The organism is Dyadobacter alkalitolerans DSM 23607, assembly GCF_000428845.1.
Taxonomy (GTDB): Bacteria; Bacteroidota; Bacteroidia; order Cytophagales; family Spirosomataceae; genus Dyadobacter; species Dyadobacter alkalitolerans.
This window is the reverse complement of sequence record NZ_AUAS01000002.1, coordinates 540,950-552,386: the sequence shown is the minus strand read 5'-3', so window position 1 is coordinate 552,386 and position 11,437 is coordinate 540,950. Positions and strand designations below refer to the sequence as shown.

Here is an 11,437-nt window from a genome sequence, read left to right as displayed (position 1 = left end):
AGGATACAATAGATTTTCAGCTTTATGATACCTATTATGTAATTACCGTAGCCCAATACGCTACCGCATTAGCCATACTTTTATGGTTTTTTGGAATGGTATACTGGCTACTTGATAAGGCAGGCAAAAAGCCTAATTACCTATTCTTCCTTCTACATCTTGTAACAACAGTATTGATTCTCACTATCGTCGCAACGCCGTCATTGTCGATTGTAAATCCCTTCATACTCCTTGTTGTATTCGCAGTAGCTCAACTTGCTTTTATAGCCAACGTTTCCTTCTCACTTTTAAGGAGGCAATAGGCATTCGAACAATAGCAGGTATGCCACGACGCCGGTTCAACACACCACGCTGCTAACTCTAGCCCAATCAATCCTGGTTTACCCCGGCTTCGTAGTAGAGGTCCGCTAGGGCTTGCTGGTATTTGGTTACGAGTTCTGCTTGTTTTATCATCATGTCGATGAGCTTGGATTCGCGGCTGTTGATTAGAAATAATGTGCTTTCACCGAGATCAAATTTTTGAAGTTCACCGCGAACCAGAAATTTTTGATTAACAATGCTTTGCGTCTGGATACTGAGTTGCGTCTGGTATGCTTTCAGGTTGTTGAACGAGCTGCGGATGTTGGTTTGAATGGTTCGTGCTTCGTTTTGAACATCGAGGTTCAGGTCCATTTGCTTCACTCTGATCTCATTCAGTTTACCTCTTGCCGAGCGCAGGAACAGCGGGAACGAGAAATCAAAACCTACTTTATAATTGTTCCAGCCAACGTCGTAATAATCAGGCACGTAAGAATTGAAATCCCTGCGTGTGGTCAGCAGCGAGCCGCTGACATTGAGTTTTGGTTTCAGCATTTCACGCAGATAATTGCGTTCAATAGCGAGCTGGACCCCCTTATTGCGAAGCATTTGAAGCTTGGGGTGGTTGTCTTCGGCACGGTTCAGCAAATCATCGAGGTGGGAGGCCGATACAATAGCTACAGCAGAGTCGGCGTTGACGGGAACGGCGTCTTCCGGCAATTCGAGCGGATTTCCTTTTTCGTCCCAGATGTGATTGGAAAGAACCAATCTGGAATTCTGGATCTCGATTTCAATTTTAGCCAGTTGGATCGATCTTTCCTGCACCGTAATAAATGCTTCTACGGAGTCAATAGCAGGCTTTTCGCCCAGTAATGCCTGATTACGCGTGGCAGTGTAGCGCGTGGTTGCCAGCTCAACGCCACGACGGATGAGCTGGTATTGCTGATGCGCATAAAACCAGTTCCAGTAATCTTTCACGGCCTGAAACCAAACTTTGTTGATCTCATTGACCCTTTCTGCTTCGGCATATTCCACCATGACGCGCGATTGACGCAGGGTATTTCGCCGAGCATCAATCAGCAGCCCCTGGCCGATCGGCACACTAATGCCCACGCCACCCAGACCTGTCAGCGGCGTGGTAGTTTCCGGATTTGTGTAACTGCCCACATTTCTGTCGAACCCGATCTTTAAATCAGCTCCTGCAAGCCACAGAGGCACTTTTAATTCACTTGTCCAATGGTTATAGTAATTTTTTCCACCAAATTGCTTCTGGTCGAATGACGCTTTAAGGTTTGGGTCAAAACTGCCAAGCGCCTGGATTACCCTCGCCCGTGCGGCAGCGCTCAGTAACCCGGCTTGTTTAACGACCGGATTGTTCTGCATCACTAGCTCACGCAGGTCTGCTATCGAAAAACTTTTTGTAGAGTCGGGGACAGATGCTACGCTTGCAAACACACTCTGGACAAACAGCAAGAGGCATAGCCAGAGGGCAAGGATGCCCCGTCTTATTGTCATGTTCATTTTAGTTCGCTTTATCCTTTTTTCCACCACCATCTGCTTTATCGGGCTCATTTTCCAGACTTGGCGGGAAGCCATTCAGTAATCGCCATATTTCGTACCATATAGGCACTGAACGCAAGATCACCCTCCCGTACACGCCAGAACCCTGTCGCAGCTGTTTCGGCCATGGCTCGTCGTTGTAAGGTGCCGGATTTGAAGGGGTTACCAGAATGCGATATTTACCATTATTGCTACTTACCAGGTCTATAACCGTCACTTTGCCGGCAAATGTGCCCACCGCCACCGATGGCCAGCCTGCAAATTGCACGGAAGGCCACCCTTCGAATTGAAGGCGAACCTCGCTACTGTCCAGGATTAGCGGCACGTCCATGGCATCCACATATATTTCCACTGCTACGCTCGGTTTCGAGGGTTGCAGCGTGGCGATGGATTCGCCTTCCTTGATGTTCTCACCAATTCCGGCTTTCAGTGTTTTTACAACAAAACCACTCTGCGGGGCACGCACTACATATAGCCCACGCCGAATGTTAATGTTTGAAATCTCATTCTGCAGCTTTGCTATTTCTCCCTGCGCACTCACCCGGCTAGACAATGCAGAACTTAAATCGGAACGTGCTTTGGCAACGGATTCCATGTATTTGGCGCGAATGTTATCCAGTTCAATGCGCGCATTCAGGAGCGACTGCTGCGAGTTATTCAGCTTGTTGACCTGGCTTACCACTTTGGCATTATCCTCCTGTAACTTTAAACGGCGGCTTTCTATGTCGGTCAGTGAAAAAAGGCCGTTCCGATAACCCGCTTCGTAACGTTCGAGCCGGGATTTACTGATTTCATAAAATTTCTGGATTGCCACGAGGTCGGCGCTGTCTGCCTGCACGTAATTGACAGCCTGGTCTACTTTATTTTCTGCCGCCGTTAGCTGAAATTTCAGGCCATTTGTCATGGCATCGATTTGATCGTTGGTAGCATCCATTTTTTGGGCTGCAGCAATTTCGGATCCTTCTTTTGCTCTCAGTTGTTCCTGCAAACGCTGAGGCAAATTCGGATCAAAGTAAGATTGACTTGTTTCTGAAAGCACCAGTATCGTATCTCCTTTCTGGACCTGCTGCCCCTCGCGAACGGCCCAACGCTCAATGCGGCCACCGATTTGGTTCTGAACTGTTTGCGGCCGGTCTTCCGGGGTCAATGCGGTCACGGTGCCACGCCCCGGGATCGTCTGCCGCCAGGGCAGAAAGAGCACAATGAGGAATAGAAACAGGAGTATCAGCATAACGCGGCCGAGCAATCTTGGCCCGCGCGTTTTCAAAATCTGCTTGTCGGAGAGCACGCCGAGTTCCTCCCAATCAACCCGGCTGGTGACGTCAATACCATATCTAGCCATGGTGCACCTCACTTTCTACCAATTCCAGATCAGTCACCGCGGCAATTTTCTCGCTTCCGGTCACCATATCAAAAATGGTATCCAAACTGGTCATAAATTTCTCAATGGCGTAGCTGATCTGTACAATGATTACTTCCGCGGCAACAAACTGCCCGAGTGTCATTTGTCTTTGCACAACATAATAAGATCCTAAAAAAAGCAAACCGCCCATCAGCAAGGTTCTCAGGATGACCGAGCTGGCAAAAAATTTGCGAAGCACCCAAAAGTGATCGTTTCTTGCCTGTAAATAATCCGCTGTAATGCGGTCGGTATTCACAATCACCTGTCTCATCTTGTCGGGTTGTCCGCGGTAAAGGTCGAGGTCACCCGCCACAGATTCCAGGTAAGCCACCACCTCGTACTTGTAATGCGACTCCTCAATGCTGGTTTGGACGCCTCTTTTGTAATACAGGAAAAGTACCAGAATGGTAGCCATCACTGTCAACAGTCCGAAAGTCATAAATATGGGGTGATAGAATGAAAGCAAAATCGCAGACAGCGCGATCTGAACACCCGCTGCTACAATATCAACAAGAAGTTTTGTCAGTCCCTTTTGAATGGTAATTACATCAAAAAATCGATTTACCAGTTCCGGCGGACTTTCACCCTCCAATTCCGATTTTTTGATCCGCGGAAATCTGTAAGCAAATTCGAGCGTGGCTTTCGTAAATATTTTTTGCTCGATGAGTTCCACCAACGTCAGCTGCCCGATGAGCAAAATCCCGCCGACTATGATTCCGATCAGGACAACGCCGATCAGCACGTATGTCGAACTGTATAATGCACCATTGGAAAGCAGGTTGAAAACTGCCGTTGTCCCGAGTGGAAGTGTTAGTCCGATCAAGCCGATCAGGATGGCGTAAATAAATATGTAATTGATTGTCGAACGTTCGACATAAAGCATTCCCATGAGCCTTTGCCAGGGGGTTGGCACTTCGACCTTAAATTTTTTACCCATTAATATGCAAATGTAATAGAGACGGCTGTTTACGGTTTCTGTAAAGGACAGTACATCACTGAGCCGGATTAATAACGAAAACACGCAAGGGCCAATTCTCTAAAATCGTTCCAAAACCATCACTTTCTTTATGTTGTACATCACATTTACGATATAATACCAAAAATTTAGGCACTGGAAACGAGTCACCGATAGTCACCAAACGTTGGTCTAATTTCGTTCTAATGAAATTCCAATTCCATTTTAATAAGTGGGTATTTTGGTCTTCGCCGGGTATCTTAAACTCTTTTTGGCATTAAGTAAAATGAGCGGGCCATGTGTATTTCAAACTATGAAGGTCGCTTTTTTTACCAGGGGATTGTTGTCCCTGCCAAGATGGAGCTCTGTTTTGGCTATTACAAAAAAGCTGCTGACCGCCTGCAACTGATCAACGACAAAGACAGCATCTTTACCACAAAGGCCATTGCATATAAGGACGGCCTGTATCTTTTTGCAATGGGAATGGACGCCGTAAAAAGAGGCAAAGCCGAAGAAGCCAAAAAATATTCCGACGCTCTCGACGCGCATTTGTACCGCAACGGCAACCAATCTCCGGCCAACGACGCGATAGCATCGCGAAGGCTGGGCGACCTGAATGTGGCATCACTGGAATTGCAGGGTTTGATCCAAAGCCTTGAAAATAATAATGGGGAAGCGATTCGTCTGCTTAAAATCGCAGAAAAAAAGGAACATGACCTCGGTTACAGCGAACCGCCCTCATACGCCAGGCCCGTGCTGATCAGCCTGGGGGAGGTTTATTTGAAGGCCGGGAAATACGATCTGGCGATCCAGGCATATGAAGACCTGGCCAAAAAACGTCCCAACAGCGCAAATGCTCTTTGGGGACTTTACAAAGTATATCAGAAAAAAGGGGATCTCGGCAAAGCAAAAGAACTTGCAGCACAACTGAGCGAAGTGATCAAACAAGGAGAAAAGTCTTTGTACCCGCTGTAATTTGCAGCGGAATTACCATGCTATTGAAGTTGAAAAGCTTGCTGAGCCTGGCGGTGGTCTTAATGCTTTTTGCCGACTCGCCTCAATCAGCCACAATCAAACTCCCCGCTGAACCAAACACTGTCCGGATTGCATTGTTCGTCTCTAAGTGAGTTTTCCAAGGAATAAGAATAGATTGTTGTGATTTCAGATTTTATACTTTTTTATACTTATTAACATAAGTTAAAAGCTTGGCTCTTTACGTCTCCCGACCTTTGTTGCGATCAAAGTGTAAGAGCACCGCGATGAAAAAATCATTTATACAAATCTTTAAAAAATGAAAACACAACTTTTGAAATCAGTATCTAGCTACCTTATTTTTAGCTCAGTTTTGTTTGTAAGTGCTTGCAATGAAGAGCAGATCTTACAGGAGAGCGCAGTGGAAAAGCAGGAGCTGAGCGATGATGCGAATGCGAAGCTTATTATTGGCCAGCCAACGCAGTTCAATGCGTTTACCTTCGCCGAAGAAATTGAAAGATACATGGAAGACCAGAATGTTGGTTTCGGCTATTCAATTATGTCCAATGGAGAAGAATTTTTTGTAGGAAATGGTGGTGAGGGGTTTGCCCGCAAAGCCTTTGAAGCAGGTGGCGAGAAGCAGCATGGCGCCTTGGTGCAGCAGGAATCACTTCAGGCAACACAATATGTTACAGCGCTTGCGGTTCTTAAAATCCTTAAACGATATAATCTTTCGTTACAAACAAAAGTGTGGCCTTACTTACCAAAGGGGTGGGAGCCAAGCCCAGGATTCAAATCATTAAACTTTGAGCATTTACTGTCTCACCAAACAGGTTTGGTTAATGGCGGAACGGAACAATCAATTATGGCTTCTGTTAAAGGTGAGGTCAATACCAGTTTGCGCAAAGTTAACGATATCAATTATATACTATTAGGGATTATCACTCCTTATGTTGACGCTGTTGAAAAGAGTAAGAAGGGTAATTCAACGCTGTTGAAAGTACTTAATCAGGCTCCGTTAAACTTTAACATTTATGCAGCGGAATTTCGGAAAATTGTTTATGAAAATGTATTTCTTCCGGCCGGAATTAAACAAGCAAGTTTAATCGACTGGCAAGCGTGGGGTGACGGAGGTTATATGCAGCCGCACCTATCGACACAAGGATATTTAGAAATAAAAGGAACCGCCGCAGGAATAGATAAAGCTGTTGTCTCTGCCAATGCTGGTGCAACGGGATTGTACATGAGCGCATCTCAGTTTGCTCACCTTCAGTCTGCGGTCTCTCAGTTAAAAGTAGTAAGCGCTGCCGATCTTCACCTAATGAAAAACAAGCTTTTTGGCTTTGACGGTGCACTTAATGGTACAATTGGGAAGTACTATTATAAAACCGGCTTAGGATATAGATGCAATACAATAATTATGGATTTTGGCAAAGCTCAGGTAGCCCTATTTGCAAATTCTCCAATATCTGTAACAGTTAATCATCCGGTAGAAATCGCAAAAAGGTTTGAAAAATCATTGGAAAAATAGAATGTATTTTTCCAGGATTTAAGTTTGAGTAGATGATGTGCAAAAATCCCGGCATTTGCCGGGATTTTTGCGTTGACATCCTTCCTTCTGAAAAGAATTTTCATTTTGACGTAGAAGTGCGCATATATCCTAAAAATCCGTTGTCTGCCAAACCTGCATATCTATTCAGTCAGTCTTGGCCGGAGCCATATATTCGCCTTGAAAACGAAGAATGGGCAGGCGGTCCGGTTTAAATTATGATCCATCATTACGAATGGATTTTTTGCGGCAAGGCACCTCGCGCCAGACACTATGCCTATCCACGGCTCAAATCGACCTTTTAATAAGTATGTTTAATTCTAAACTTAAAATTGTTAAATAAAATCTGAAAAAAGTATAATTTGTTCTCATTGTATCAAAAACTTTAAGACATGTATACACAGCTACAAGCGAATTATAAGCCTCAAATGGGCATATGGATAATTCAGGTCCTTTTCCTGCTATTTATCAATATCAGCGTATCGACGGCTCAGAGAACACAAGTTGCCGGTCCTCCCGGCAGCGGAAGTTTTGGTTCCAAAATCACGGTATTAACCAATGGAAATTATGTCGTAACAGATCCGGACTGGAGCAACGGAGCAATTCCTCAGGTTGCTGCGGTGTATCTTTATAACGGTGCAACCCATAAACTGATCAGCATCCTGACAGGCAGTAAGGCGAATGACCATGTGGGAATTCTTGGAGTGACGGCATTAACTAATGGAAATTTCGTCATAAACAGTCCGTTTTGGAGTAATGGTTCTGCGAGCAATGCAGGAGCGGTAACTTTGGCCAGTGGCACAACAGGATTAACCGGTGCGGTAACTGTGTCCAATTCTCTTGTGGGTTCAAGTGCTAATGACCAAGTGGGCATTCAAGTCCTTGCCCTTGCTAACGGAAATTACGTGGTCAGAAGTGAAACCTGGGACAATGGTCCTTTGGGCGATGCAGGAGCAATAACTTGGGGAAACGGTGTTACCGGAGTAACGGGAGAAGTGAATATTGCTAATTCACTGGTAGGAACGGAAGCATATCGTTACCTAGGTGGAATAACCGCACTTACCAATGGAAACTACGTGGTTGCTAGTGCATATTGGGATAATGGGCCCGTAAGAGATGTTGGTGCCGTAGTATGGGTAGACGCTACCAAGGGACTGACAGGCATTATCTCGGCTTCCAACTCGCTGGTGGGTTCGACAACGGGTGACCTTATAGGCAATGTTGTCGCTTTAAGTAATGGTAACTACGTTGTTGGAAGTGCTGCCTGGCAGATTGCACCAGAAGTAAGAGTGGGGGCCGCGACGTGGGTGAATGGTGCTACGGGTCTGACAGGGACTGTGAACACGTCAAATTCGCTGGTGGGCGCCACACATGGTGATGCCGTGGGGACCTTTATAACTGCTTTGACCAACGGTAATTATGTTGTCTCGAGTTTTGGCTGGAGCAATGGCGAAGTCAATGCTGCGGGAGCTGCCACATTGGCCAACGGAACTACTGGAATGACCGGTGTTGTGAGTGCTTCCAATTCACTGGTAGGATCATCGCAGGACGATGGGGTAGGCTATGTAATTCCACTTGCCAACGGGAACTATGTGGTTACAAGCTCTAACTGGGATAATGGTCCAGTAAAGGATGCAGGTGCTGTGACCTGGTGCAGTGGGACTAACGCGCTCACGGGTGAGGTAAGCGCTTCCAATTCACTGGTAGGATTAACGGAAGACGATAAGGTTGGATTCGATACCCGGCAACTAGGCAACGGGAATTATGTGGTATCAAGCATGTATTGGAAAAGCGTTGCCGATAATTATATTGGCGCAGTGACCTGGGGCGATGGAAATACGGGAATAACTGGCCCCGTGAGCGTTTCCAACTCGGTGGTCGGGTCCCCGGCGTATAATTTTAGTACTGTGATCATAGGTTGGGGTAGTAAGCATTATTTTGTAAGTGCATTTCAATGGAATAATGGAGACAATTACAATGCAGGGGCATTTACTCCTTTTACCGGGCAGGCAGCCTCGTCAGGAGTTGCGAAATTATGTAACAGCATCCTGGGCACAGCCACTAATGGGGGGTGGACATTTCTTGTTACTGAAAATAATGTATATGATTATTCGCTGGTAGGATATAGTGCAGGTAACTTTTATGTGATTGTGAACAGCGGTTCACTGGCTGATGATCACTTGGCGGACGATCACTCGGAAGTGACGGAAACAATTGCCGGAGCTCCGGTCACATTTGCAAACGATTGTGGCGAAATCGGCATAATAGCGCCATCGTCAGCAGGCACGGCCGTGAGTGGTGCTGTCAGCGCAAAGTATATGTTGCACAATCGGCCCCTTCTGCCGGTCAGCCTTATGTAAGGCGCTATTATGATATTACTCCCGCTGCCAATGCCAACACAGCAACCGGGCGCGTTACATTGTTCTATGCACAATCCGATTTTGACGATTTTAATAACAACAGAGAAAGCGCACCGGCTTTGCCAACCGGTCCAGCGGATAGCGATGGCATTCACAACATTCGTGTCACGCAAAATCACGGAACAAGCGAATATGGCTTTCCCGACACTTATACCGGCTGGACAGGCAACGGGCCTGCCGTGCTGCTAATCAATCCTGAGAATGAAGACATTGTTTGGAATGATATGGCAAAGCGCTGGGAAGTGAGCTTTCATGTGACGGGCTTTTCGGGATTCTTCGTGCATAGTAATGTGAATGAAACGGCTTTGCCTGTGCATCTGGTCAGCTTTACAGCTGAGAAGGCGGAACGAAGCGCCTTATTAAAATGGAGAACAACCGATGAAGTAAATTCTTCGCATTTTGATATTGAAAGAAGCGTTGACGGTAAAAGTTACAATGCGGTTGGAACGGTTCGAGCAGCCGGAAATGGAATAGAAGCGCATAGGTATTCGTTCACAGATACAACATTTGCCGCCCTGGCATCGGTTGTCTATTATCGGCTTCGTGCTGTGGATGTTGACGGGAGCCACGCATTCAGCCGCGTGGTAAGTTTGCAGGCTGATGAAAAAGATTTGCAAAAATACGTATATCCTAACCCGGTCAGCGCAGGCACAACGGTTACAGTCCAGTCAGGCAGCAAGGTTAGTAACATTCAGGTCCTGGATTTGAAAGGCAGGAATATCGGCATAAAGGTTATCGGGCGCACAGACACCGGATTTGTCCTAAGCCCAATGCCAGCAGGGATGTATTTGCTGAAATTTGAAACCGACAATGGTTCTGAAACCCGGAAGATGATGGTTGAATGAGGCGACAATATGATATTGAAATGTCCACAGCTGGTCCGGATCTTTATGTTGTTTCTGCAAACCTATTTAAGTAGCATACGTATGCAGTATTACGAGAAAATAGCCACAACCATCCTGTCTACCGCCATTGATCGTGGTGTTGAGAAAAGTACGTGTCCCTCAGAAATCGCGCGCAAGCTATTTCCTGACGACTGGCGCACACATATGAAAGATGTACTCGGGGTAGCCATTGATCTACACAAAAAAGGCAGCGTAATGATAACGCAAAAGGGAGTGCCGGTTGATGTCCATGATATCAAGGGGCCGGTCCGCATTAAAATTGGCTCAGAATAGAGTTTATAGAATGATGGTATTCCCTTTTGCCAGACGATCCAGATGCGCGTTGCTTTCTTCATTATTTGGAATACCCACTTTCTCAGGCATTTTAATCTCCTGCCCTTATTTTAGGTAAAAACTTTGGTTTCCAAAAGTCTTTTCAATGTGAAGTACGTAGTTGAAGTCGTCCAGCAGATTTCCGCTTACAAATGGCTGGTCTGTCACGCCAAATGGGAGCAGTTTGTATTGATCTGGCAAAGTCCCACTGCCACGCTGCTTTCTGACCATTGATGTATTAAAGAAAAACATTGGTTTTCGTATTTTAGAAAGCTCGTGTTCGAAAGTGCCGACCTTCGCATTAGGGATCGGATTTTTGTCTGTAACCTTTCCGGCTGCGGGCGTGAACGCGGTATAATATCCGGTGGACGTTGTAATTGCCATACATTGGTATTGAGTGCCCAGTTTCTGAGATAAAAAGTATCCCATACTTTTGGAATAGGTATTTGGCGTCCTTTGTACGTGACCATTATGCGCCAGAACTATCATCTTTTGGCCGGGTTTTAATGCATTGAGAACATTTTCTGCCATCAGCGAATCCCGCAATGTCGACTGCGCCTGGAAGTTGTTTTCTGGATTGTTGAGCATTAGGAACTGCTTTCAAATTTTCCACTTCCGCGAATGGGGCTTCCAGTCCTATTTTGGTCACACCACTCGATTTGGCCAGGAATTTAATCAAAGAAATTCTCGCCTTGAAAAACTCAGAAGTGCCGTGCGACTGTTCGCCGATCCCCATTACTTTAAAATCCGGATTAATCCCAAATCCCAGATCGAAGGGCGCATAACTTGATAAAGTCGATGAGTCAAGAACAATGGCAACACGCTTGATGCGCTCTGACAGGCTATTATCCTGGCCGTGGACTTCCTGGGTAGCAAAAAGCACTAATAGCAATAGAAAGGTTACAGAAGATCGGATAGCTATCATAATATGACTGTTTGTATAAGTAAACTATATATTAAAGAAAGATTGTGGATTTTATACTTATGGTAGAATTGCCGTAAGTTGACTTCCAGTTACTATTGGTATAAATCAAATATATCCGGAAAAATAAAGCCACGGATCGT

At 45.7% G+C, this 11,437-nt stretch carries 10 protein-coding genes; 5 read left to right on the top strand and 5 right to left on the bottom strand.

What is annotated here, in order from left to right; translation table 11 throughout:
- Positions 1-369: 369 nt before the first annotated feature.
- The 3 genes from G395_RS0105485 to G395_RS0105475 are packed head-to-tail and all read right to left on the bottom strand — an operon-like array spanning position 370 to position 4,196.
- Positions 370-1,818, bottom strand: a complete 1,449-nt coding sequence (locus tag G395_RS0105485) for a TolC family protein (RefSeq protein ID WP_026629141.1) — start codon at positions 1,816-1,818, stop codon at positions 370-372.
- A gap of 1 nt (position 1,819) precedes the next feature.
- Positions 1,820-3,199, bottom strand: a complete 1,380-nt coding sequence (locus tag G395_RS0105480) for an HlyD family secretion protein (RefSeq protein ID WP_026629140.1) — start codon at positions 3,197-3,199, stop codon at positions 1,820-1,822.
- Positions 3,192-4,196, bottom strand: coding sequence for an ABC transporter transmembrane domain-containing protein (locus G395_RS0105475; protein WP_026629139.1), 1,005 nt, complete (start codon positions 4,194-4,196; stop codon positions 3,192-3,194). The genes G395_RS0105480 and G395_RS0105475 overlap by 8 nt, the downstream gene beginning before the upstream one ends.
- A 315-nt stretch (positions 4,197-4,511) precedes the next feature.
- On the opposite strand from G395_RS0105475, the gene G395_RS0105470 reads away from it, so the two are divergent.
- From G395_RS0105470 to G395_RS0105440, 5 genes are all read left to right on the top strand, one after another.
- On the top strand, positions 4,512-5,189 hold the full coding sequence (locus tag G395_RS0105470; RefSeq protein WP_026629138.1) for a tetratricopeptide repeat protein: 678 nt from the start codon (positions 4,512-4,514) through the stop codon (positions 5,187-5,189).
- Between the two features lie 316 nt (positions 5,190-5,505).
- Positions 5,506-6,717 (top strand): serine hydrolase domain-containing protein, encoded by a 1,212-nt coding sequence (locus G395_RS0105460; RefSeq protein ID WP_026629137.1) that lies wholly within the window; start codon positions 5,506-5,508, stop codon positions 6,715-6,717.
- 410 nt (positions 6,718-7,127) lie between these two features.
- Positions 7,128-9,095: a hypothetical protein gene (locus G395_RS0105450; protein WP_026629135.1), complete on the top strand. Its 1,968-nt coding sequence runs from the start codon at positions 7,128-7,130 to the stop codon at positions 9,093-9,095.
- Entirely contained in the window at positions 8,981-10,000 is a 1,020-nt protein-coding gene (locus G395_RS0105445) for a T9SS type A sorting domain-containing protein (RefSeq protein WP_157486564.1), read from the top strand. The genes G395_RS0105450 and G395_RS0105445 overlap by 115 nt, the downstream gene beginning before the upstream one ends.
- A gap of 9 nt (positions 10,001-10,009) precedes the next feature.
- Positions 10,010-10,333 (top strand): DUF3253 domain-containing protein, encoded by a 324-nt coding sequence (locus tag G395_RS0105440; protein WP_229203995.1) that lies wholly within the window; start codon positions 10,010-10,012, stop codon positions 10,331-10,333.
- Between the two features lie 105 nt (positions 10,334-10,438).
- Here the strand turns inward: G395_RS0105440 and G395_RS31565 are convergent, their stop codons facing one another.
- Both G395_RS31565 and G395_RS31980 read right to left on the bottom strand, forming a co-directional pair.
- Positions 10,439-10,903: an erythromycin esterase family protein gene (locus G395_RS31565; RefSeq protein WP_229204022.1), complete on the bottom strand. Its 465-nt coding sequence runs from the start codon at positions 10,901-10,903 to the stop codon at positions 10,439-10,441.
- Entirely contained in the window at positions 10,842-11,297 is a 456-nt protein-coding gene (locus G395_RS31980) for a hypothetical protein (protein ID WP_157486562.1), read from the bottom strand. The genes G395_RS31565 and G395_RS31980 overlap by 62 nt, the downstream gene beginning before the upstream one ends.
- Positions 11,298-11,437: the final 140 nt, after the last annotated feature.